Genomic DNA, 23,534 nt, shown 5'->3' on the forward strand with positions numbered 1-23,534 from the left:
GACTCTTCGATGCGCGCAACGTCAGGCAGCCAGGCAGTTTCGAGGGTCGGTGAGAACGGAACCGGAGTATGTGGCGGCGTGATCAGTTCGATCGGCGCTTTCAGGTAGTTGAATCCCTTGGTGGCGATCAGCGCGGCCACGTCGTGCCCGAAACCGCAGCGGGCGGCGGATTCGTCGACGATCACGACGCGTCCGGTCGATGCGACGGATTCGAGGATGCCGTCCTCGTCCAATGGTGAGACGGTACGAGGATCGACGACCTCGACCGAAATACCCTCGGCGGCCAGCTTGTCCGCTACGTCGTTGGCACGGTTCACCATTGCGGACAAAGCGATGATCGTGACGTCGTCGCCCTGCCTGGTGTAGTTGGCGACGCCGAACGGAATCGCGTACGGCTCGTCCGGCACCTCGCCCTTGAGGTCGTAGAGCACCTTGTGCTCGCAGAACACAACAGGATCGTCGTCCCGGATGGCCTGGATGAGAAGGCCTTTGGCGTCGTAGGCGTTGGACGGCGCGACCACTTTCAGGCCAGGCACCGCGGCAAACACGTTGTACGGAGACTGAGAGTGCTGCGCAGCGGCGGAGAAGCCGGCGCCGATCATGCCTCGCACCACCAGCGGAGTTCTGGCTTTGCCACCGAACATGTAGCGGAACTTGGCAGCCTGGTTGTAGAGCGCGTCGTAGGAGACTCCGAAGAAGTCCATGAACATCAGCTCGGCGACCGGCCTCAGTCCGGTCAGTGCGGCTCCGGCAGCCATTCCGATGATCGCGGATTCGGTGATCGGGGTATCGATTACACGCTCCGATCCGAACTCCGTCCACAATCCCTTGGTGACACCCAGGACACCGCCGAATGCCTCGATCCTCTTCGTCTCCAGATCGGGATTGGTACCGGCATGCCCACCGCGTACGTCCTCACCGATCAGGACGACGCTCGGATCTCGTTGCATTTCTTGAGCGATGGCCTCTTTGACGGCCTCGCGGTAGGTCTTCTTCGACACGTTCGTGGCTTCCACGCTTGTCATCTCGGGCTCCTCAGTACGACACGTAGACATCGGTCAGCAGATTTTCGACTGGTGGGTACGCTGCGGCGCGCGCCTTCGCCACCGCCTCGTCCACCAGCACTCGCGACTGCTCGTCCACCGCGTCCAGATCAGCGGTGCTGACCTTCTTCGCATCCACACTGCTACGGAAATTCTTGAGCGGATCCTTGGTTTCCCGCAGTTGCGCAACCTGTTCCGCCGTGCGATACAGCTGCGCGTCACCCTCGAAGTGGCCGTGCCAACGGAATGCGGCCGCCTCGATCGTGGTGGGGCCACCGCCGGTCCTGGCTCGCTCGGATGCTTCCGCCATTGCGTCGTAGACCGCGAAGAAGTCGGTGCCGTCCACCTTGACGGCAGGCATTCCGAAGGATGCAGCGCGGGCGGCGATGTCGGGTGCGCCCACCGCGTAGTCGGTTCCTGTTGCTTCACCGAATCCGTTGTTCTCGATCACGAAGACGATCGGAAGATCCAGCACCACAGCCATGTTCATCGCCTCGAAGACGGTTCCCTGGTTGGATCCACCGTCTCCCGTGAACGACGCTGCGATGACGCCGTTTCGAAGTGTCTTGCCACTCAGTGCAGCGCCGATCGCCAACGACGGTGCTCCGCCGACAATCGCATTGGCACCCAGCATTCCCACGGACAGGTCGGCGATGTGCATCGACCCACCCTTACCGCGACACAGGCCGTCGTCCTTGCCGAAGATCTCGGCCATCATGCCGTTCAGATCGCAGCCCTTGGCGATGCAGTGCCCGTGACCGCGGTGAGTGGATCCGATGTAGTCGGCGTCGCTCAGGTTCTCGCACACTCCCACTGCGATGGCTTCCTGGCCCGAGTAGAGGTGAATGAAGCCGGGGATGTCACCGGTTGCATTCTCTTCGTGCAATCGATCCTCGAACGCGCGGATGCGCGACATCTTCTCGTACGCCTTCAGCAATGCATCCCGGTCCAGCCCTGAATGAGGCTTGGCCCCGGTCTTTTTCGATCCTGACGTTGCCGGCTTCTGCGCCGTCCGTTGAACCACCGTCACACTCCTCGTTCTCGATCACTCGTCGCCATGCAGTGTCGTGTAGGTCACGGGCGAAGAGAAAGAGTTGCGTGAGGTTGCCGGGAGTTGCGAAGGGTTGCAGCTGTTGACTTTCGAGCGTTGGCTCAGGCGCCGCTGAGGCTGCCGCGTCTGATCTTGGACAGCGCGCGGTGTTGGACGAGTTCGACGGCGCTCGTTGTTGTTCTCAGTGACAGCGCCGTCTCGCGCACGTCGAAACCGACAACGATGCGAGCTACCAAGACATTGCGTTCGACGGCCGACAGATCGCCGAACGGCAGAGTGAGTCGACTGGATGCGGGTAGCGAATCGATTTCGCGACTGATCGCGTCGTACAGATGCGCGAGGAACGCTTCTCCGGCGCGTCGTCGTCGCTGGATATCGGCCAGGACGGAACCGCAGATGCCGACGGCAATACGGTCAGCGTCGACCGGTCGCAATTCGGCACGACAGCGCCGCGTCACCAGAGGCACGATGCGTTGAAGGAGTTCCGCAATCGCGTCACGATCCCCTCGGGACGCATCGTCGGCAACACCGTCGATCGAACGTCCACCTGCCCTGCTTGTCATTCCGATCTCCCCCTGGTTCCACCCTTGGTCGAATTCCCGACTACTGCTCAGGTTTCGAACTCGCTAGGGGCGTATCGGCTCGGGGCAGATCCCGGTTTGTTCCCCGATGATGTTGATCTCGGCGTTGGAACGAGGGTCAGCGCCGTAGTTGATCTGGTCAGTGCACTTCTCGGGGGGTTCGACGGCACCGGATGGGAGCGGGGCCGGGCATGAACCCATCTGCTCTCCGATGCTGTTGATCTCTGCATTCGAACGAGGATCGCCCGCATAGTCGATCTGATCGGTGCACTTGGTCGACCCGGTAGCCGGACCAGGGGCCGCAGGGGCAACTGCGCTGGCCGAGACCGGCGTCCAGGCCGGTGCTGCTCCACCCGCCGGGACTCCCGGGGTGGATTCGTCCGCGCTGCCGGCCGAATTCGAATTTTCGACTGTCTCCGACGTAGGTGCCACCGTGGTCAGCGGGGGTGTGGTCGCGGACGCCGCGACCACTGACGTAGCCGTCGAACCGTTTTCAGGTGCAGTGGTGTCTTCACTCGAACACGCGGTCATGGCGCACGCGCTTCCGATCGTCAGTACGGCAAGAAACACTCGCAGGCGCCGAGACTTGTTGGTCAGCAAAACATCAGGCATGTGCTCTCACGCTCCTCGATACAGAAATTCGGGTCCGTTCACCTCAAATGGCGAACATCGACGTGACTCACTCTAAAAGCCTGATTCCATCGGTTTCGTAACAGAATTCCGGCGGTCGCGTACCAACTCTCAACGGTCCCGACATTCATACGATTACGTAACGGTGGGTGGCGAAACGCCGATATCGAGATCACGTGTGATCCTATGAAAAGTGCGCATGCCGATGAGACAGTTCGCACCGGCCGGGGAGGGGAAAGTGTTGTATCGGAATGAGATCTGCGAGGGCCGAACAGGCCGCACTCGCAGGCTGTTCGGTACGGCATTCGCGACAGCGGCCGTCGGAGCGTCTGTGATCACCGGATGCGGGTCCACCCAGGGTGTTGTGATCGAAGGCGATGTCGCTTCCACCGGATTGTCCGTCACACAGCCCGCCGACCTGGCCAGACGGGTTGCCGAGAATTCGAGGTTGGGCCGTGCGCTTCTCGACGACCCCGGGGTGTCGGAGGGCGTGAAGACAGAACTCCGATCGTGCCCGGACTGGTATCCGATCTCTGTCGGATCCATCCTTCTCGATCCAGGCGCACCTCGTATCGTGCCGGAGACCGAACTGGTCGTCATGAATGTGTATCGGTGCCAACCTGCCCACCAACCCGGGACCGGAGTATCGATTTCGGTCAACCTCGCCGGCTACGTCTACCGCAGCGGCAAGGCCGGTTCGAGTGAAGACAATCCCGAACTGGGTGAGCGCCTGTTCTCCGTCGAAGAGCGCGGAAAATTCATCGTCAGCGGTCAGCGCGCCGCGAGTTTGTCTGTCCTGGAAACGGATCCGCGACCACCGGAGTTCGAATGTTGCCCGCGTCCGCCGCTGCGAACCGAGTTCCACTGGGATGGAACGGAGTTCATCCGTGATTGATCGCCGTCGCCGCGCGATGCTCGCCGGTCTTTGCCTGCCGGTCGCGTTTGCTCTCGCCTCCTGTTCCACCGAGCCTGAATCAGAACCCACTCCGAATATCGCAGCATCACTCGACCCCTCGGATCTCTCACAGGGCTTGAGCATCGATCCTGTTGCCCTCCTCAGAGCAGACCCGGAAGTGTCCGATGCGGTCAAGGACAGTCTCCGACTGTGCGGGGATGCGAACTTCCCCTTCGAAATCCGGTACTCCCACGTGACGGACGCCGTTTGGCAAGATGCCGTCGTCAATGTCTTCACCTGCGAGTCTGTCGGCATCTGGGGACGACCGGCCCCACCGGTCAGCTTCATGGTCGCCGGATTCGTCTACCAGATCGACGAATCGGGCGCTCACAAAGTCTTCGGAGTGCAAGACCCAGGACGCTACGTCGTCGGCTCAACCGGAGGATTGTCGGTCATGGTCGACCTGTGCAAAGACCCCGGCATTCCGGAGTTCTGTCAATCGTCGACTGCATACAAGTGGACCGGTGAAGGGTTTGAGAGTGTTCCGTTCCCATGAAAGCGAAGGCCGATGACCGATCCGTTGATTTTGCTGGTCGAAGACGACGCTGTCATCCGCGAAGCAACGCAATTGAATCTCGAACGCAACGGGTTTCGGGTGATCACCGCATCGGGTGGGTTGACCGGAATGGATTTGGCGGTCGACGCCAAGCCGGATATCGCCGTCCTCGACGTGATGCTTCCCGACCTGAACGGAATCAGCCTGTGCCGACGCATTCGTGAGGAACTGTCGGTGCCGGTCATCATGCTGTCCGCGCGCGACGACCCGGTCGACATCGTTCTCGGATTGGAAGCCGGTGCCGACGACTACGTCACCAAGCCCTTCGACAGCGGTGTCCTGGTGGCCCGTATCCGAAGTGTGCTCCGGCGGGTCGAATCCCATTCCGGTACGGAGAAAGACATCGTGACTCTCGGCGATCTGGAGATCGATCGCGAGTTGGTGACCGTCACGCGTTCGGGCGCCGAAGTGGCACTCACCCCCACTGAAATGAAGCTGCTCCTGGTCATGGTGAGTGTGCCGCGCAAAGTCTGGTCTCGCTCCGAACTGCTCTCGGACGTCTGGGATTACGACTGGGGCGGCGATACGCGCATCGTCGACGTTCACGTTCAGCGATTGCGCACGAAGATCGGCTCCGAACAGATCCGAACCGTCCGGGGGTTCGGCTACACGATGGACAACCATCGGTGAGATCGCGGGATCTCGCCGCCAAGCTCCCGTCCACCGGGAGGCGGTTGTCGTTTCAGTGGAAGATCGCTGCAGCGATCACGTTCGTGATTGCCGTCGCCTCGATCACGCTCAGTACCGTGATGCATCAAACCTTTTCACACAACCAAGAGGATGCAGCGCGGGCGGCAGCTGATCGCAATCTCCAACTGGTGTTGCAGGACGAAACGGGCAGCATGCGTGCGCTGTTCCGCGCCACCACAGATGGTCTCGACGTTCCGGAAGAGTTGCGTCAGGCCGTGGCGGGCGGCAAACGTGCCACCTACCTTGTCAACAGCGGGGACCAGCCATTTGTCTGGGCTGCTGCCGACGTCAACACTCAGGTGGTGGCGATTCGCGTCCCGTACACCGCGCAGCGGGAATCGATCGCCAGCGTCGATCGGACACTTCGCAATGCCACCATCGCAGTGATCGCAGCGGGTGCCGTCCTGGGTGTGCTGCTTGGACTCGCGATGTCGTATCGATTGCGCTCGGCCGCCCGTGCGGCTCGCAAAGTGTCCACCGGAGCGAACATCCGCGTCCGCTCGGTCACCTGGTCGCTTTTCGACGACGAGATCACCGAGCTGGCGGATGCGGTCGACGCAATGTCGGATGCGCTGCGGGGACAATTGGACGCCGAGAAGCGCGTGACAGCCAACATCGCGCATGACCTCAGAACACCCATCTCCGGACTGGTCGGCGCCGCAGAGCTTCTGCCGCCAGGTAGGCCTACCGAATTGGTGCGCGACGGCGTCCATAAACTCAGGAGGCTTGCCGAGGACGTCATCGAAGTGGCCCGCCTCGACACCACGTCCGAGCAGGCTGACATCCAATCGGTGGAACTGGCACCGGTGGTTCACCACGCGATTTCCACCACCGGGGTGGAGTGCGAAGTGAGAGTTCACGGGACACCTGTGTCGTACACCGACGCACGTCGGCTCGAGCGGATCATCGCCAACCTGATCTTGAATGCTCGAAATCACGGAAAGCCGCCGATCAATGTCGACGTCGACCACTCCCGCATCACGGTGCGGGATCGGGGCAGCGGCTTCACTGAAGAGTGGCTTCGTCAGGGGCCGAAGAGATTTCAGACCGATTGCGTCGAACGCGGCCCGAACTCGGGCCTGGGCCTCGGCTTGACGATCGTAGTCGGGCAAGCGGCGGTCATCGGCGCTCGTATCAACTTCTCGAACCATCCGAACGGCGGCGCTGTGGTGACGATCGACCTCCCCGAATGCCCGCCAGACGAGTTCGCTTGACACCGAGCCAGTTCGGCCGATCGGCCGGGACGCAGTGCCCCGGCCGATCAGTGGTGTCTCAGGTTCAAACCTGTCCGACAGTGACTCCGGTGCGAACGTCCGGTGCACCAAGGCGCGCCGCATCAGCGGTCAGGTCATCGGGCTGCTCCTGCGATTCCCGCTCGGCTGCAACACGCAACCGGTAGTGTTCGATCTCCTCGGCAATGTGCTCGGGAGTCCAACCCAGCACCGGCGCAACCAGTTCGGCTACTTCCGCGGCTGCCGCGTCGCCGCGGTCGGTCACCTCGATGGAGATGCGGGTACGACGGGTGAGGATGTCGTCGAGATGCTGCGCACCCTCGTGACTCGCGGCGTAGTGAATCTCCGCCCTGAGGTACTCAGGGGCGGAGTCCAACGGCTGCCCCAGTTCAGGCCTCGCCTCGATGAGTTCGAACAACTCGTCAGCCAAAGTGCCGTACCGCCCGAGTAGGTGCTCGATGGTCGAAACGTGGAGCCCGGTGCGCTCAGCGGTGAGATGCCGATTGTTGTGTGCGGCAAAATAACCGTCGGCACCCACCAGCTGGATACGCTCGGTGCAGGACTTCGGCACCTTCTGTTCGAGTCCGTGTACCGCGGAATCGACTGCGTCCTTGGCCATCACGCGGTAGGTCGTGTACTTGCCACCGGCGACCACCGTCAACCCTCGAACCGGACTCGACACCGCGTGCTCACGCGAGAGAGTGCTGGTCGAGTCCGATTCGCCGAACAACAACGGACGCAGTCCCGCGTACACACCGACAACGTCCTCGTGCGTCAACTCGTCCTGGAGCAGCTTGTTGACATGTCCGAGGATGTAGTCGATATCGCTTCGGCTCGCTGCCGGATGCGCGAGGTCGAGGTTCCAGTCGGTGTCCGTCGTACCGATGATCCAGTGGCTTCCCCACGGGATCACGAACAGCAGACTCTTCTCGGTCCGCGTAATGATTCCGGTAGAGGAGTTGATGCGGTTTCGCGGGACGACCAGGTGCACACCTTTCGAAGCGCGAACCTGGAATTGCCCTCGCCCACCGACCATTTCCTGGATCTCGTCGGTCCAGACCCCGGCGGCGTTGATGACCTGACGAGCACGGATCTCGAACGCGCGACCCGTTTCCAGATCCACTGCCTTCACTCCGACAACGCGGTCCTCCTCACGGAGAAAACCGATTACGCGGGTGCTGTTCACGCACAGTGCGCCGTATTCGGCTGCTGTGCGCGCCAGCATCATCGTGTGGCGGGCGTCATCTACCTGGCCCTCGTAGAACTTGACCGAACCCCTGATAGCAGAGCGCTTTCCGGAAGGGAACGACTCGAGAGTCTTCTTCTTTCCCACATGCTTGTGGTGTGAGGGAACCCCGCGGCCTGCGCCCATCACGTCGTAGACGCCGATGCCCAGACCGACGTACGGCCGGTCGATCAACTTCTCGAGCGGGTAGATGAACGGCACCGGCTTCGCGAGATGCGGGCACAGCGAGTTCAGAACCAGCGAACGCTCACGCAGTGCCTCGAACACGAGCGCAAAATTGAACTGCTCCAGGTAACGCAGTCCGCCGTGGAACAACTTGCTGGACCTGCTCGAGGTTCCGGACGCGAAGTCACGAGCCTCCACCAAGCCCACCTTCAGACCACGAGTTGCGGCATCGAGCGCGCTACCCGCGCCGACCACGCCACCGCCGATGACCAGGACGTCGAGTTCGGTTTCTTCCAACTTCTTCAGCGACTCCGCCCGCGAGGACGGACTCAATGCTTGTGCTGTGCTCATGAAAAGGGTTCCTTCACTTGAAAATAGGTAGAAATTCGGGCGCCGCTATCAGTCTGCGTCGACCCAGTCGAGTGTCCGAGTGACGGCTTTCTGCCAGCCTGCGTACAGCCGCTCACGCTCGGCCGAATCCATCGACGGCGTCCAGCTCTTGTCCTTCGCCCAGTTGCTGCGAATGTCGTCCTCGCTCTCCCAGTACCCGACCGCGAGACCAGCGGCGTACGCAGCGCCCAATGCCGTGGTCTCCGCAACGACAGGGCGGATCACCTCGACGTCGAGCAGATCGGCCTGGAATTGCATGAGGAGTTCGTTCGCGACCATTCCGCCGTCGACCTTGAGTACCTTCAAGTCGACGCCCGAGTCGAGGTTCATCGCCTCGATCACCTCACGGCTCTGGTACGCAGTCGCTTCGAGTACCGCCCGGGCAAGGTGCCCCTTGTTCACGAACCGGGTCAGACCGACGATGGCACCGCGGGCATCCGCGCGCCAGTGCGGTGCGAACAGACCCGAGAACGCAGGCACGAAGTACGCGCCACCGTTGTCGTCCACAGAGCGCGCATTGACCTCGATGTCGGCCGCGTTGTCGATCATGCCGAGGTTGTCCCGAAGCCACTGGACCAGCGAACCGGTCACGGCGATCGATCCTTCCAGCGCGTAAACCGTTGGCTGCTCACCGATCTTGTAGCAGACCGTAGTCAACAAACCGTTCTTGCTCATCACCTTTTCGGTGCCGGTGTTGAGGAGCACGAAGTTGCCGGTTCCGTAGGTGTTCTTCGCTTCTCCGGGTGAGAGGCAGGCCTGACCGAAAGTCGCTGCTTGCTGATCGCCGAGGATTCCGGCGATCGGCACGCCGGACAACGTTCCGCGTTCGCGTACGAATCCGAAAGTTTCGGACGAGCTGCGAATCTCGGGGAGCATCGATTCGGGGATGCCCATGTCGGCGCAGATCGCCGAATCCCAAGCGAGAGTGTCGAGATCCATCAACAGGGTGCGCGACGCATTGGTGGGGTCGGTTGCGTGCACTCCGCCGTCGACGCCGCCGGTCATGTTCCACAGCACCCAGGTGTCCATCGTGCCGAAGCACAACTCTCCTGCGTCGGCCTTCTCACGCGCCCCCTCGACGTTGTCGAGAATCCACTTGACCTTGGGACCCGAGAAGTACGTGGCCAAAGGCAATCCGGTGACTTCGGTGTACTTCTTCGGCCCGTCCTCGCCGGCGAGTGCAGTACAGATTCGATCGGTGCGTGTGTCCTGCCAGACGATTGCGTTGTAGACGGGTTTTCCGGTGGCGCGTTCCCACACCACCGCTGTCTCACGCTGATTGGTGATGCCGACGGACGCGATATCGGCCGCGGTCAGGTCTGCGTTTGCCAAAGCGCCCGCGGTGACGTTGCGGACGTTGTCCCAAATTTCGATCGGATCGTGTTCGACCCAGCCTGCCTGCGGAAAGATCTGTGTGTGCTCGTGCTGTTCGACAGCGACTACGTGCCCACTGTGATCGAAGATCATGCAACGTGTGGAGGTGGTTCCCTGGTCTATCGCGGCTACGAACTGCGTCATCGTGCTACCCCTTTGGTATCGAAAGAAAGTACGAGAGATTGACTGTCAGAGATAATGTTTCGCGGTCACGCCGGTATCGACGCCGGCTCTTCGGTCGCTTCTTCCGCCGACTCCTCGTCAGGCAGGAATCTTCCAACCAGCTTGTCGTAGAGGAACACTCCGATCGGAGCGCCGATCAGGGGTCCCACGATGGGCACCCAGAAATACAAGCTCCCGTACTGATCTCGCCAGGCGCTGCCGTAGCCGGTGATGAAGGACGCCAGTCGTGGCCCGAAGTCGCGCGCCGGGTTGATGGCGTACCCCGCGTTGGTCGCCCAGGCGAATCCGATTCCCACCACGATCAATCCGACGACAAACGGCGCGAGATTCGCGAGCGGCGGAGTTCCACGAGAATCGGTGACTGCAACGATGAGGAACAACAGGATGGCGGTGCCGATGATCTGATCGATCAGAGCCGAGCCGAGACTGACCGGAAGCGTTCCGTTTCCGGGCATCGTCGAGAAGATCGTCTGGGTGGCGGTTGTGTGTCCGGGATCGATCGCATTGAGCATGTCGTTGTAATTCCACCGGACTATCAACGCGGCGACAAAGGCTCCAGCGGTCTGCGCCAGGGTGTACGGCAGCACCTTGCGCCAGGAGAATCCCCGGAAGATCGCGAAGGCGAAGGTCACTGCGGGGTTCAGATGAGCACCCGTCACCCGGCCTGCGACATAGATGCCGAACATGACGCCGAGTCCCCAGGCCCACGCAATACTGTCGTGTCCGCCGAGACCCCCACCGCTCCCGCCGGACACAACCTGCGCCACAACTCCGACGCCGAACAAGATCAAGATCATCGTTCCGGCGAACTCGGCTGCCAACTCGCCCGGAAGCCCCAATCGCTTGGCTTTCTCCATCCCCACCCTCACTTCGTTGTGATGCATGTCATAGTTTGGATTGCTGCACCCGTAGCGTAAAGCCCATTGCACATTCACGCATAGCTCGTGCACATATGTGCAAATGCGTCATTTGCGCACCGTAACGCGGGTAACAGACACACTTCTGGGACTTTGCGTGATCGAGCGGCTCAACCTGGTTCTACTCGGATAAGATTCGGTTCAGTGCTCTTGCACGTACGTGCAGACAGGACGAACCCATGGAAACTCCCACTTCCGACTCCGCTACCTCCGATCCGGCGGACCCTCGCATCGCCGACGCCGTTCAGGCCGCACGCCTCTATTACTTCCAGGACCAGACCATGGCTGCCATCGGCCGCGACATGGGGGTGTCCCGATCCACCGTCTCCCGATTGATCACCTACGCGCGCACCTCAGGCCTCGTCGAGATCAAGATCAGCACCCCGCACGGCCAGGCTCCTCGCATCGAACGCGAGTTCTCGGAACGGTACGGAGTGCGTGCCCACGTGGTGACGGTGCCGGAACTGGTGGGCGATCTCGAGCGACTCGAGAAGGTCGCAACCTTTGCCGGACGCCTGCTCGCGTCGTTCTTCGACAGCGACATGGTGATGGGGATCGCCTGGGGAACCACTCTCAGTGAAGTCAGCAAGCACCTTGCCCCCAAACGCACGTACAACTCGTACGTCGTGCAACTCAACGGCGCTGCGAATACTCGCACCACCGGAATCTCGTACGCCAGCGACATCATCAGAACCATCGCCGACGCCTACGGCGCTCTCCCCCAAGGATTTCCGGTCCCCGCATTCTTCGACTACCCGGAGACCCGGGAGCAGTTGTGGCGCGAACGAAGTATCAAACGCGTACTGGACATGCAAAAGCGAATGGACCTGGCAGTCTTCAGCATCGGCGTACCGGGCGGCAACGTCCCGAGTCACGTCTACACCGCCGGATACCTCGAACCCGATGAAGCAGAAGCACTTCGACGCGACGGAGTAGTCGGCGACATCGCAACCGTGTTCTTCCGGTCAGACGGAAGCTACCGCGGAATCGAACTCAACGAGCGCGCGAGCGGCCCACGACTGGACCTTTTCGAGAAGGTCGCCAGGCGCGTGTGCATCGTCGCCGGAACAGCAAAACTGCCCGCACTGGAGGGTGCACTACGGGGCGGGCTGATCACCGACCTGATCATCGACGACGTCAGTGCCACCGCGCTGGTGTCCTGACCGCTGCACCAGCTTCTCGATTCCGTCGAGCAGTAAACCAAGCGAGAAACTGAAATCGAAGGCATCGTCGCCGGCGGCCTCACCCTCCGGGCTGCCGTCCTCGAAGCCGCCCTCCTCGATTGCGGCACTCAGGTGGGGGAATTCCTCCCGATTGATGACACGAGCAATGAGAGCACCGTATGCGACGTCGTCATCTGCCGACTGCGCTGAACGAGTAGCCAGGTCGGCCGAGAATCGGGCGCGGCCGATGACGAACAACGACACGTTGGTCACCACCTGGAACTTCGACGCGGCACTCAGGGCGACACCGTCGAGGGCGCTCAGACCCGCGTCGAGCCACGCCATGTTGTTGGGCCCGGTCGGTGGAGCCGTGATGGGCAGCTTGAGCCACCACGGTCGACTCAGCATCGTGGCGTACTCCTGATTCGCCCACGCCTCGAGCTTGACGCGCCAGGTCACGCCGTCGGGAATCACCGGCGGTGGCCCGATCACCCGATCCGAAATCAGCTCGATCAGTTCGTCTTTGCTTGCCACGTAGCGGTAGAGCGACATGGTCGTGAACCCGAGCGCTTTGGCCACGCGGCCCATCGACAGAGCCGTGACACCTTCCGCGTCGGCCAACTCGATCGCGGTGTCGAGAATTTGCTCGAGACTGAGCCCCTTCTTGGGACCCCGCGTTCCCGGCTGGTCCAGTCCCCAGGCCAGTTCAACTGCTCTCGGTAGCGCTCCGCGATCCATAAGCTCCCACTCTTCACTCTTGCCATCATCCTAGAACTGTGTACGCTATAAACACGAGTTTATGATATACACAGTTCTTACTTGGAGGTCTCGATGTCAGGAACGATCCCCGCAATCTCGGTCCGCGGACTCCGTAAGCGCTACGGCGATCAACAGGTACTGGGTGGACTCGACCTGTCGGTCCCGGCCGGATCGGTGTACGCACTCCTCGGCGCGAACGGCGCCGGAAAGACCACGGCCGTAAGAATTCTCACCACCCTCATCCCCTTCGACGGAGGCGAGGTCACGGTCGCGGGGCATTCACTGCCCGGAGATCCACAGAACGTTCGGCGGCGCATCAGCGTGACCGGGCAGAACGCGGCCGTCGACACCTTGCTGACCGGATTCGAGAACCTGATCCTACTGGGCGAACTGAATCACCTGGGCCGGAAGAACTCCCGTCGCCGTGCCGAGGAATTGCTCGACCAGTTCGATTTGACGGACTTCGGCGACAAACGCGCCGGCGACTACTCGGGCGGCATGCTCAGACGACTCGACATCGCAATGAGCCTCGTCGCCCGACCGGACGTCGTCTTTCTCGACGAACCCACCACCGGCCTGGACCCGCGGAGCCGCCACGAAATGTGGTCGATCGTTCGAGGACTCACAGCGTCAGGCGTCACCATCTTCCTCACCACCCAATACCTCGACGAGGCAGACGAATTGGCCGATACAGTCGGCGTGCTGAGCGGCGGTCGCCTCGTCGCCGAGGGAACACCGGACGAACTCAAACGCCTTGTTCCCGGCGGCCATGTCGCTCTGCAATTCGAGAACCTGGCTCAACTCGAACTCGCCGCGGCATCACTGCCGCAGGCGCATTCGAATGCCGAGACCTTGACCCTGCACATCCCTTCCGACGGGGCGCTTCCTTCGATCAAAGCCATCCTCGACTCGATCGACGATCCGTCGATCACCGTCGAGAAGTTCTCCGTTCACACTCCGGATCTGGACGACGTGTTCTTCGCGCTCACCGGATCAGGCCAACCCGAGATTGCGAGCGTTCGATGACCTCCACCATTGCAATCGATTCCGCGGTGATGCTCCGCCGGAATCTCAAACACGTTCTGCGCAGTCCGGATTCGATGATCACCGCGATAGCCCTTCCGGTCATGCTCATGCTGCTGTTCGTCTACGTCTTCGGCGGCGCCATCAACACCGGTAGCGAGTACATCGACTACGTCGTACCAGGAATCATCCTTCTGTGCGCCGGTTTCGGTGCCTCGACCACCGCGGTCAGCGTCTCGAGCGACATGAAGGACGGGGTCATCGACCGTTTCCGGACCCTGGCGATCTCTCCGTCGTCGGTCCTGACCGGTCATGTACTGGCCAGCGTCGTCCGCAACGTCCTTACTACGGCGATCGTGGTCGTCGTTGCGCTGATCATGGGATTTCGCCCGACCAGCGATCCGTTGCGCTGGCTCGGCGTCGCCGCTGTGATCGTCGCCTTCGTCTTTGCCATGTCGTACCTCTCGACAGCTTTGGGGCTCTTGGCCAAGAACCCGGAGGCTGCAAGCGGATTCACCTTCGCCATCATGTTCCTGCCCTACGTCAGCACTGCTTTCGTACCGGCTGAGACCATGCCGTCATGGCTGCAGGGATTTGCCCGGCACCAACCGGTAACCCCGATCATCGAGACGGTGCGCGGACTCCTGATGGGCACGCCGATCGGGAACAGCGCGGCCATCGCCCTCGCGTGGTGTCTGGGCATCGCCGCCGCGGGATTCGTGTGGTCGAACTGGCTCTACCGACGAAAGACCGCGAGCTGACCACACAAGAAAGCCCCACACCTGACGGTGCGGGGCTGCTTGTGCTGTGCGCCTTTATTAACCGCGGGGGGTTAATAAAGGCGCACAGTGAATTACTTGGCTTCCAGCAGATCGATCACGAAGACCAAGGTCTTGCCGGAAAGCTGGTGCCCTGCACCGGCGGGGCCGTATGCCAGCTCCGGCGGAATGGTGAGCTGGCGACGTCCGCCGACCTTCATGCCCGGGATGCCGTCCTGCCAACCCTTGATCAGGCCACGAAGCGGGAACTGAATGGACTCGCCACGGCTCCAGGAAGAGTCGAACTCTTCACCGGACTCGAACTCGACACCGACGTAGTGAACGTCGACGGTGCCACCGGGAACGGCTTCGGCGCCTTCTCCGACAACCAGATCCTTGATGACCAGATCGGTCGGCGCGGGGCCTTCCTGGAACTCGATTACGGGCTTGCTACTCATGGGTCCTCCTCGTTGAGGCGAAAATTGTGGGCAGGGGCTAGCGGGTGGTGATATCCCGATAGTCACGCTCGGTGTAGCCGGTGTAGATCTGGCGCGGGCGGCCGATCTTCGTAGCCGGATCCTCGTGCATTTCACGCCAGTGCGCAATCCAGCCGGGCAGACGGCCCATGGCGAACAGCACCGTGAACATGCGCGGCGGGAAGCCCATCGCGCGGTAGATGAGGCCGGTGTAGAAGTCGACGTTCGGGTAGAGCTTGCGCTCGATGAAGTAGTCGTCCGTGAGGGCGGCCTCTTCGAGTTGCATTGCGATGTTGAGCAGTTCGTCGTCGCCGCCGAGCTTGGCGAGGATGGTGTGCGCGGTTTCGCGGACCAGCGCAGCGCGCGGATCGTAGTTGCGGTAGACGCGGTGCCCGAAGCCCATGAGCTTCACGCCGTCTTCCTTGTTCTTGACCTTGCGGACGAACTCGGCTGCGGTGCTGCCGCTGGCCTTGATCTCGTCGAGCATCTCGAGCACTGCCTGGTTCGCGCCGCCGTGCAGCGGGCCCCACAGTGCGTTGATGCCGGCAGAGACGGAGGTGAACAGGTTGGCGTCCGACGAGCCGACCATGCGCACGGTCGACGTGGAGCAGTTCTGCTCGTGGTCCGCGTGCAGGATCAGCAGCATGTCGAGTGCCTTGGCGACCTCGGGATCACCCTGGTACGGCTCGGCCGGGAAGCCGAACGTCATACGCATGAAGTTCTCGACCAGGTTCAACGAGTTGTCCGGGTACAGGAACGGCTGTCCGACGGACTTCTTGTACGCGTACGCAGCGATGGTCGGCAGCTTCGCAAGAAGACGGATGGTGGACAGTTCCACCTGCTCCGGATCCTCGGGATCGAGCGAATCCTGGTAGTACGCCGACAGTGCGTTCACTGCGGAAGAGAGAACCGGCATCGGGTGAGCGTTGCGCGGGAATCCGTCGAAGAACCGCTTGAGGTCCTCGTGAAGCAGGGTGTGTCGACGAATGCGGTCCGTGAAGGACTCGAGCTGGGCGTCGGTCGGCAGTTCGCCGTAGATCAGCAGGTAGCTGACCTCGATGAACGTCGACTTACCTGCCAACTGCTCGATGGGATATCCGCGGTAACGCAGGATTCCCTTCTCACCGTCGATGTAGGTGATTGCAGAACTGGTGGATGCAGTGTTCACAAAACCGGGGTCAAGGGTGGTGTACCCCGTTGTGGCCAGCAGCTTTCCCAGCTCGATGCCGTCATTGCCCTCTGTTGCCCTGGCAATGGACATCGTGTACTCACCACCGGGGTAAGTAAGCGTGGGCTTTGTGTCATTGTCAGCGGGCACGAAGGATCCCTCTCAAGCTCGAACCAACGAGTAACTACATGCGATCAACTAGAAACTAGTCGCACGGGAGAGATCGTGCCGAAGGAGGGTCGCTCCACGGCTATTTTTCGGGTACTCACGAACCCGACATACCCACCGAAACTGAAACACGTTCCAGGCTGGGTTTTCCCACTCGCGTGACCGGTACTCCAGTCTACGGAATCGCGCATTTACCCACACTGATCTGCAAATCTCGGCAGCAATCCGAGAATGGGACCAATGTCGGACCGTCCGGAGCACTGACACGAGGTACCGAAAACCGATCGTTATCGGCTGATGCTTACTCGGCGTTACACGATCCCACGGTATGAGAGCCGGATCACAGAGCCTTGATGCCCCAGCTACCCGTCCACGTCTGACCCGGGTGAAGCACCAGGAGGTCGATGCCCGAATTGAAGGCGTCAGGCGGGCAGGTCATCGGTTCCAAAGCCAATGCGCGGCCGCGATCGGGATACCCCTTGTCGTTGGCGGGATCTGCGATGAAGGCCTGAATCCACGGGAACTCGCGGTTGGTCCACAGGGCAGTGCCCGTTCCATCCGGAGCCAGCAGCTCATGTTGCGTCCGACCACTGCCGTCGACGACGTCCAATGCGCTGTACGGCGTGTCCAACTGAACCCCGTCGAGCAGTCTCGGTGTCCGGAAGTCGTAATCCGTACCGGCGACTGCCTGCGAATACGCGTTCGGCAGCATCCTCGCCGGATCGATCGGCAACCGCGTGCCTGCGGCCAGATGCAGCGCACATTCGTCGAGCGGAAAGTCGCCGGCGCGAATGAAGGTGTGCATTCCGAGCCCGAACGGCGACGAGGTCGCACCCTTGTTCGTGGCCGTATGCGTGACGGTCAACCCGTCGGCACCGACCTCATAGGCGATCGTCAGCTGCAACGGATACGGCCAACCCTTGTGCAGTCCGACGTCCACCGACAGTTCGACGCGCTCGTAGGTGTGGTCCACGAGGCTCCAATTGCGACGACGGACGAACCCGTGGCTCGCGTTCCCCAGCGCAGGTTCGGTGATCTCGAGTTGATGCTCGATGCCGTCGAACATGAAGTGCCCGTCGCGAATTCGATTGGGCCACGGCGCGAGAACCAATCCGGCCGACAGGGGTGGCTTCGATCCGAGTGCCCAGGTCTCGGTCAGCGCGCGCTGACCGTTCGGTCCTTCGTGGTCGAGAAGCCGCAACCCGGCACCGGCCGCGGCGATCTCGGCTCGATAGCCGCCACCACGGATCTCGAACCCTCCCCTACCCGTGCTGTGCGGCGCAGTCATACGTACCAGTTTCCACCACGAGCGACCGGTTAACCAGGACGTCAGACGGCGCGTCCCACCTTGTAGCGAACGAACGCCGGAAATGCGAGGGCAGAAAGGACAACACCGACAATCACCAGGAAGCCGCCGCCCGCTGCCGCGACACCGGTCCCGAACAGGAAGGCCGCACCGCCGTGCAGGACGTCACCGATGCGCGGACCACCTGCCACGACCACGATGAACACGCCCTGCAGTCGTCCGCGCATGTCATCGGTTGCCACTTGCTGAAGCATCGTGCTGCGGAATGCGGCCGAGACCATGTCGACGGCGCCGCCGAATGCCAGGAATGCGACCGCCACCCAGAGCAGAATCACACTGGAACCGGGACTCGCGAAGTACACCGCTACGCCGAAGCCGACCATGGACAGCCCCCACAGCGCGATGCAGACCAGCACGGCCCGCCCCTGGTACTGAACTCGTGGCAACCAACCCGAGAAGATACCGCCCAGAACTGCTCCCACCGACATCGCCGCGAACAGCAGTCCGAGCGCAAAACCACCGCTGGCGGGGTCACCGAAGGATTCGTGTGCGATCTCCGGGAACAGTGCTCGCGACATCCCGAACACCATCGCGATGATGTCCACCACAAACGACGCGAGCAGAACCTTCTGCGTCGCGAGATACGTGAAACCGCCGAGGACTTCGCTCAATCCTGCCCGTCGAGACGTGCCGGTCGGCGGAATCGCCGGGAGCTTCCATACTGCCCACAACGTGGCGATCAGAAAGATCGAGTCGAGCAGGTACAGCAGTTGCAGACCGGCCGACGGTATGAGGACACCCGCCAGTAGCGGGCCGGCTATCGCACCGAACTGCACGACAGTCATGTTCAGCGAGTTCGCGGCAGGTAACTGCCTGCCCGGAATCAACCGAGGGATGATCGCCGCTCGCGTCGGTTGGTTCACCGCGAAGAACGCCTGTTGAACCGAGAACAATCCGAGCACCAACCACACGTTGTTCACGTTCAGAGCAGCCTGGATCCAGAACAGCACCGACGTGACACCGAGTCCGATCGAGGTGATCATCAACAGCCGTCGTCGATCCATGACGTCGGCCAGTGCGCCGCCCCACAGACCGAAAACGACCAGCGGGACCAGACCGAAGATTCCCGTCAGACCGACGTAGGCCGAGCTTCGGGTGATCTCGTACACCTGTTGCGGTACGGCGACCACACTGAGCTGAGCGCCGATGACGGTGACGATGCCGGCCGTCCACAGCCGTCGATAGTCGCGATTCTCGAGCGGAGTCGTGTCCGCGAGTAACCGGCTCACGGCTGGAGACGGACGGCGGACCACTGTCCGTCGACCAGGCTCGTGCGAACTCGATTGTGCATGCGGTTCGCGCGTCCTTGCCAGAACTCGACGGACTCGGGCCGAATCAGAATCCCGCCCCAGTTCGGTGGCACCGGAATCTCACCGTCCACGCCGAATCGGGCGGCGACCTCACGCAGTTGCTCGTCGAGATCGGCACGCGAGTCGATCGGACGAGACTGCGACGACGCCCACGCGCCGAGCTGCGATCCACGAGGCCTGGTTCGCCAATACTCCTGCGTCAGTTGAGCACTCACGCGCTCGGTGGTGCCGCGGACGGTCACCTGCCTGGCAAGGGTCAGCCACGTGAAGTTGGCCGACGCGTACGGGTGGGCGTCGAGGTGACGAGCCTTGTCGGATCCGTAGTTGGTGAAGAAGAGGACACCGTCTTCGCTGAGCCCTTTGCAGAGCACGGTCCGCGACGCCGGACGGCCACCGTCGTCCACCGTCGACAGAGTCATGGCGTTGGGCTCCGGCGCGTCAGCTTCGACGGCGTCCACAAGCCATTGACGCATGAGGGGCAGCCAACCGGTCTCGACGACCGAGGTATCCAATTCCGCACTCATGCGGTCCTCGACGGACTCCGATTCGCTGCCTGCTTGCGGATAGCCCACACGCATGGCCGCGAGTTCGTTGTCCACCGCCTGCGGGTCCTGACGTTCATTCGACACAGCCGAGAACGCTACTCCCGGGTACTCACTGGCCAACGGCTACGCGGCACGCGCTAAAGTTTGCCGTGGCTAGACCCGACCCGGACCGCGAGCCGCACCAGCGACAGCAACCGAATCGGGACGAGACGATTGCGCAGTACAAAACACGGTGCGTGCTCATCCCTGCGAGCACCGAGGCGCAGTCACTGAAGCTGAGGCAGTGCGACTGTAGACCTGGCGCACTCGAACGAGGAGAGTCCACGAGAATGGCAGCGAGCGCAGCAATACCGGACGATTTTGTGAGCGGACTCGAAGGCGTCGTCGCCTTCACCAGCGATATCGCAGAACCCGACAAGGACGGCGGCGCACTGCGCTACCGCGGAGTCGACATCGAAGACCTGGTCGGCCAGAGGGTCACCTTCGGCAACGTATGGGCCCTTCTCGTCGACGGCCGCTTCGGCCCCGGCCTCCCGCCGGCCGAGCCCTTCCCCCTCCCCATTCACACCGGCGACGTCCGTGTCGACGTCCAGGCCGGACTGGCGATGCTGGCTCCAATCTGGGGATACCAGCCGCTCCTCGACATCGATGACGAGACCGCCCGCGACCAGCTCGCCCGCGCATCCGTCATGGCACTGTCGTACGTCGCGCAGTCCGCTCGCGGCATCTACCAGCCTGCAGTCCCACAGAGCCGCATCGACGAGGCCAAGACGGTCACCGAGCGCTTCATGGTTCGCTGGAAGGGTGAGCCTGATCCGGCACACGTCGAGGCAATCGACGCGTACTGGGTCTCGGCAGCCGAGCACGGCATGAACGCCTCCACCTTCACGGCCCGCGTCATCGCCTCCACCGGCGCCGACGTCGCTGCCTCGCTTTCCGGCGCCATCGGCGCGATGTCCGGCCCGCTGCACGGCGGCGCACCGGCCCGCGTTCTTCCGATGATCGAAGAGACCGAGAAGACCGGCGACGCCCGCGCACTGGTCAAGGGAATCCTCGACCGCAAGGAAAAGCTCATGGGCTTCGGACACCGCGTCTACCGCGCCGAAGATCCCCGTGCTCGCGTGCTTCGCGCTACCGCGAAGCGCCTCAACGCTCCCCGCTACGAAGCTGCCGCAGCTCTCGAGCAGGCTGCACTGGCAGAACTGCGTGAGCGTCGTCCCGATCGCGCGATCGAGACCAACGTCGAGTTCTGGGCCGCCGTCATCCTCGACTTCGCCGAGGTTCCCGCGCACATGATGCCTGCCATGTTCACCTGTGGCCGCACCGCCGGCTGGTGTGCACACATCCTCGAGCAGAAGCGTCTCGGTAAGCTGGTACGCCCGGCCGCCATCTACACCGGCCCGGCGCCCCGTACTCCGGAGTCGGTCGAGGGCTGGGACCAGATCAGCCACGCGTAGTACCCCGCTCGAATTCGCCAATCACGGTAGTACAGAACACAAGTGAAGGAACAGAAAGAAGCGATGACCTCCACACCGATCATCCCCGCCGACCTCAAGCCCGCCGACGGACGCTTCGGCTGCGGTCCTTCCAAGGTTCGCCCCGAGCAGCTGCAGTCCCTGGTCGAGGTGGGCGCTTCGGTGTTCGGCACCAGCCATCGCCAGAAGCCGGTCAAGAACGTTGTGGCCAGCATTCGTTCCGGCCTCGCCGATCTGTTCTCACTGCCCGAGGGCTACGAGGTCGTCCTCGGCAACGGCGGAACCACTGCGTTCTGGGATGCGGCCGCATTCGGCCTCATCCGCGAGAAGTCGCTGCACCTGACCAACGGCGAATTCAGCTCCAAGTTCGCTTCGGTCGCCAAGGCCAACCCGTTCATCGGTGACCCGATCGTCGTTTCCGCCGATCCGGGCAGCGCACCGGTGCCGGTCTCCGACCCGTCCGTCGATCTCATCGGCTGGGCGCACAACGAGACCTCCACCGGTGTGTCGATCCCCGTCTCGCGCCCCGCGGGTTCGGAGAACGCACTGATCGCCATCGACGCCACCTCGGGCGCCGGTGGACTTCCGGTCAACGTCGCCGATTCCGACGTCTACTACTTCGCTCCGCAGAAGTGCTTCGCCGCAGACGGCGGACTGTGGATCGCGCTGATGAGCCCGGCCGCCCTCGAGCGCGTCGCGGAGATCAAGGATTCGGGCCGCTGGACGCCTGACTTCCTCTCGCTGCCCATCGCCGTGGACAACAGCTCCAAGGATCAGACGTACAACACCCCGGCCCTGGCCACCCTGTTGCTCTTCGCCAACCAGATCGAGTGGATGAACAGCAACGGCGGCCTCGACTGGACCACCGCTCGCACCGCGGATTCGTCCTCGCGCCTGTACAACTGGGCCGAGGCCAGCGAGTTCGCAACCCCGTTCGTCGCTGATCCGGCACACCGCTCGCAGGTTGTCGGCACCATCGACTTCAACGACGACGTCGACGCTGCCGAGGTGGCAAAGATCCTGCGCGCCAACGGAATCGTCGATACCGAGCCGTACCGCAAGCTCGGCCGCAACCAGCTGCGCGTCGGCATGTTCCCGGCCATCGACCCCGATGACGTCACCGCTCTCACCAAGAGCATCGACTGGGTCGTTTCTCAGCTCGGCTGATTTTCATACTGCTTCACCGCTCGGCCCCCGACATGATGTCGGGGGCCGAGCGTCGTTTGCGCCAGGCCTTGTGAGCTACCACACCGGTGGTCGGATCCGAGGTCATCTCGCCCTGCGTGTCCTGCCGAGTCCATGGTCACGAATGAATTACAGTTGAGCGCGGCGCAAAGTCGCGAGCCGGCGCGATAAGGAGGTCAATGTGCGAGAGCTTCGAGTGATCGGACTTGAACCCGATGGATCGCATGTGGTGTGCGCAGATGCTGAAACCGGCCAGAAATTCCGGCTTCCCGCCGATGACAAACTTCGTGCAGCTTCCCGCGGAGACGTGGCTCGACTCGGCCAGATTGAGATCGAAATGGAAAGCCAACTCCGTCCCCGCGAAATTCAGGCGCGCATTCGTTCCGGTGCTTCCGTAGAGCAGGTCGCCGAAGAAGCGAAGATCCCCATCAGCAAGGTCGAGCGCTTTGCGTACCCCGTTCTGCTCGAGCGTTCCCGCGCCGCGGAAATGGCGCAGGGCGGACACCCGGTGCGCGACAACGGTCCGACGGTTCCCACCCTCTCCGAAATCGTGACCCACGCATTCCGCGCCCGCGGACACAGCATCGACGAGGCCACCTGGGATGCCTGGCGCGACGAGGACAATCAGTGGGTCGCCCAGTTGCAGTGGCAGGCCGGCCGCACCACCAACGCCGCACACTGGCGCTACCAGCCCGACGCGCACGGCGGAACGATCGTCGCACTCGACGACGCGGCATTCGACTTGATCGATCCCGACTTCGGTCGCCCGCTCCGCGGCCTGGTACCGGTGGTCTCGAACGAGCCGCAGCAGCTTGAACTGTCCCGATTCGACGCCGAACCGATGGCGGAGATCGAGCCGGAGCCCTCTGCAGTTTCCGAGCGGACAGCAGTTTCCGAGCGGACAGCAGCTTCCGAGCGAACGGTGGTGGCGGAACGAATCGTGGCGCCCGAGCCGATTGCTGTCGAGCCGGAGACAGTCGTCGCCGAAGAGGTTCCCGAGCCTGCACCGGACGTGACCCCGAAAACCGCTCCGCAGCAGACGCAGACCAAGGACAAGCGCGGACGGCCTGCTCTTCCCTCGTGGGACGACGTACTCCTCGGGGTCCGCAGCAGCGGTCGCTGACC

The 23,534-nt window shown here is 62.4% G+C and carries 23 protein-coding genes; 10 read left to right on the forward strand and 13 right to left on the reverse strand.

What is annotated here, in order from left to right; translation table 11 throughout:
* From ACKAMS_RS18795 to ACKAMS_RS18810, 4 genes are all read right to left on the reverse strand, one after another.
* Window positions 1-1,025: alpha-ketoacid dehydrogenase subunit beta (locus tag ACKAMS_RS18795; RefSeq protein ID WP_408989368.1), on the reverse strand; the 1,025-nt coding region annotated here is incomplete at its 3' end.
* Window positions 1,026-1,035: 10 nt separating this feature from the next.
* Window positions 1,036-1,959 carry a thiamine pyrophosphate-dependent dehydrogenase E1 component subunit alpha gene (locus tag ACKAMS_RS18800; RefSeq protein WP_044479496.1) on the reverse strand — a complete coding sequence of 308 codons (924 nt, stop codon included), beginning with the start codon at window positions 1,957-1,959 and terminating at the stop codon, window positions 1,036-1,038.
* Window positions 1,960-2,195: 236 nt separating this feature from the next.
* Complete coding sequence (locus ACKAMS_RS18805; protein ID WP_020970474.1) at window positions 2,196-2,657, reverse strand: RNA polymerase sigma factor SigD; 462 nt, start codon at window positions 2,655-2,657, stop codon at window positions 2,196-2,198.
* A gap of 63 nt (window positions 2,658-2,720) precedes the next feature.
* A complete protein-coding gene (locus tag ACKAMS_RS18810) occupies window positions 2,721-3,287 on the reverse strand; it encodes a hypothetical protein (RefSeq protein WP_408989369.1) in 567 nt (188 codons plus the stop codon).
* 256 nt (window positions 3,288-3,543) lie between these two features.
* On the opposite strand from ACKAMS_RS18810, the gene ACKAMS_RS18815 reads away from it, so the two are divergent.
* The 4 genes from ACKAMS_RS18815 to ACKAMS_RS18830 are packed head-to-tail and all read left to right on the forward strand — an operon-like array spanning window position 3,544 to window position 6,720.
* Entirely contained in the window at window positions 3,544-4,200 is a 657-nt protein-coding gene (locus ACKAMS_RS18815; protein ID WP_408989370.1) for a hypothetical protein, read from the forward strand.
* Window positions 4,193-4,756, forward strand: a complete 564-nt coding sequence (locus ACKAMS_RS18820; RefSeq protein WP_020970477.1) for a hypothetical protein — start codon at window positions 4,193-4,195, stop codon at window positions 4,754-4,756. The genes ACKAMS_RS18815 and ACKAMS_RS18820 overlap by 8 nt, the downstream gene beginning before the upstream one ends.
* 12 nt (window positions 4,757-4,768) lie before the next feature.
* Window positions 4,769-5,446 (forward strand): response regulator transcription factor, encoded by a 678-nt coding sequence (locus ACKAMS_RS18825; RefSeq protein ID WP_029256009.1) that lies wholly within the window; start codon window positions 4,769-4,771, stop codon window positions 5,444-5,446.
* Window positions 5,443-6,720, forward strand: coding sequence for a HAMP domain-containing sensor histidine kinase (locus ACKAMS_RS18830; protein ID WP_060938160.1), 1,278 nt, complete (start codon window positions 5,443-5,445; stop codon window positions 6,718-6,720). The genes ACKAMS_RS18825 and ACKAMS_RS18830 overlap by 4 nt, the downstream gene beginning before the upstream one ends.
* A gap of 64 nt (window positions 6,721-6,784) precedes the next feature.
* On the opposite strand, the gene ACKAMS_RS18835 is transcribed toward ACKAMS_RS18830, so the two are convergent.
* From ACKAMS_RS18835 to ACKAMS_RS18845, 3 genes are all read right to left on the reverse strand, one after another.
* A complete protein-coding gene (locus ACKAMS_RS18835) occupies window positions 6,785-8,500 on the reverse strand; it encodes a glycerol-3-phosphate dehydrogenase/oxidase (RefSeq protein WP_019744907.1) in 1,716 nt (571 codons plus the stop codon).
* Window positions 8,501-8,548: 48 nt separating this feature from the next.
* Window positions 8,549-10,057 carry a glycerol kinase GlpK gene (glpK, locus tag ACKAMS_RS18840; RefSeq protein WP_020970480.1) on the reverse strand — a complete coding sequence of 503 codons (1,509 nt, stop codon included), beginning with the start codon at window positions 10,055-10,057 and terminating at the stop codon, window positions 8,549-8,551.
* A 65-nt stretch (window positions 10,058-10,122) separates the two neighbouring features.
* Complete coding sequence (locus ACKAMS_RS18845) at window positions 10,123-10,953, reverse strand: MIP/aquaporin family protein (RefSeq protein ID WP_019744909.1); 831 nt, start codon at window positions 10,951-10,953, stop codon at window positions 10,123-10,125.
* Between the two features lie 239 nt (window positions 10,954-11,192).
* Between ACKAMS_RS18845 and ACKAMS_RS18850 the strand changes: the two genes are divergently transcribed.
* Window positions 11,193-12,176 (forward strand): sugar-binding transcriptional regulator, encoded by a 984-nt coding sequence (locus tag ACKAMS_RS18850; protein ID WP_007733475.1) that lies wholly within the window; start codon window positions 11,193-11,195, stop codon window positions 12,174-12,176.
* On the opposite strand, the gene ACKAMS_RS18855 is transcribed toward ACKAMS_RS18850, so the two are convergent.
* Complete coding sequence (locus tag ACKAMS_RS18855) at window positions 12,111-12,914, reverse strand: TetR/AcrR family transcriptional regulator (RefSeq protein ID WP_021345270.1); 804 nt, start codon at window positions 12,912-12,914, stop codon at window positions 12,111-12,113. The two genes, ACKAMS_RS18850 and ACKAMS_RS18855, sit on opposite strands and share 66 nt — an antisense overlap.
* Before the next feature lie 93 nt (window positions 12,915-13,007).
* On the opposite strand from ACKAMS_RS18855, the gene ACKAMS_RS18860 reads away from it, so the two are divergent.
* Both ACKAMS_RS18860 and ACKAMS_RS18865 read left to right on the forward strand, forming a co-directional pair.
* On the forward strand, window positions 13,008-13,961 hold the full coding sequence (locus tag ACKAMS_RS18860) for an ATP-binding cassette domain-containing protein (protein WP_408989371.1): 954 nt from the start codon (window positions 13,008-13,010) through the stop codon (window positions 13,959-13,961).
* The gene (locus ACKAMS_RS18865) at window positions 13,958-14,719 is read left to right on the forward strand and encodes an ABC transporter permease (protein WP_133727946.1); all 762 of its coding nucleotides are present in this window, start codon (window positions 13,958-13,960) and stop codon (window positions 14,717-14,719) included. The genes ACKAMS_RS18860 and ACKAMS_RS18865 overlap by 4 nt, the downstream gene beginning before the upstream one ends.
* 92 nt (window positions 14,720-14,811) lie before the next feature.
* On the opposite strand, the gene ACKAMS_RS18870 is transcribed toward ACKAMS_RS18865, so the two are convergent.
* The 5 genes from ACKAMS_RS18870 to pdxH all read right to left on the reverse strand — a co-directional run bounded on the left by ACKAMS_RS18870 (window position 14,812) and on the right by pdxH (window position 19,833).
* Window positions 14,812-15,174 (reverse strand): FKBP-type peptidyl-prolyl cis-trans isomerase, encoded by a 363-nt coding sequence (locus tag ACKAMS_RS18870; RefSeq protein WP_019744913.1) that lies wholly within the window; start codon window positions 15,172-15,174, stop codon window positions 14,812-14,814.
* A gap of 37 nt (window positions 15,175-15,211) precedes the next feature.
* Window positions 15,212-16,510: a citrate synthase gene (locus ACKAMS_RS18875; protein WP_020908786.1), complete on the reverse strand. Its 1,299-nt coding sequence runs from the start codon at window positions 16,508-16,510 to the stop codon at window positions 15,212-15,214.
* 358 nt (window positions 16,511-16,868) lie between these two features.
* Entirely contained in the window at window positions 16,869-17,816 is a 948-nt protein-coding gene (locus ACKAMS_RS18880) for an aldose 1-epimerase family protein (RefSeq protein WP_020908787.1), read from the reverse strand.
* A 41-nt stretch (window positions 17,817-17,857) separates the two neighbouring features.
* Entirely contained in the window at window positions 17,858-19,123 is a 1,266-nt protein-coding gene (locus ACKAMS_RS18885) for an MFS transporter (RefSeq protein ID WP_070385574.1), read from the reverse strand.
* Window positions 19,120-19,833 (reverse strand): pyridoxamine 5'-phosphate oxidase, encoded by a 714-nt coding sequence (pdxH, locus tag ACKAMS_RS18890; RefSeq protein WP_279163608.1) that lies wholly within the window; start codon window positions 19,831-19,833, stop codon window positions 19,120-19,122. The genes ACKAMS_RS18885 and pdxH overlap by 4 nt, the downstream gene beginning before the upstream one ends.
* 245 nt (window positions 19,834-20,078) lie before the next feature.
* On the opposite strand from pdxH, the gene ACKAMS_RS18895 reads away from it, so the two are divergent.
* The 3 genes from ACKAMS_RS18895 to sepH all read left to right on the forward strand — a co-directional run bounded on the left by ACKAMS_RS18895 (window position 20,079) and on the right by sepH (window position 23,532).
* Window positions 20,079-21,206 (forward strand): citrate synthase 2, encoded by a 1,128-nt coding sequence (locus ACKAMS_RS18895; protein WP_003940025.1) that lies wholly within the window; start codon window positions 20,079-20,081, stop codon window positions 21,204-21,206.
* Between the two features lie 63 nt (window positions 21,207-21,269).
* Window positions 21,270-22,391, forward strand: coding sequence for a phosphoserine transaminase (gene serC, locus ACKAMS_RS18900; RefSeq protein WP_007733484.1), 1,122 nt, complete (start codon window positions 21,270-21,272; stop codon window positions 22,389-22,391).
* 199 nt (window positions 22,392-22,590) lie between these two features.
* Window positions 22,591-23,532, forward strand: a complete 942-nt coding sequence (gene sepH / locus ACKAMS_RS18905) for a septation protein SepH (RefSeq protein ID WP_222671233.1) — start codon at window positions 22,591-22,593, stop codon at window positions 23,530-23,532.
* Window positions 23,533-23,534 lie beyond the last annotated feature (2 nt).

The organism is Rhodococcus sp. 5A-K4 (genome assembly GCF_046097995.1).
Lineage (GTDB): Bacteria > Actinomycetota > Actinomycetes > Mycobacteriales > Mycobacteriaceae > Rhodococcus_F > Rhodococcus_F erythropolis.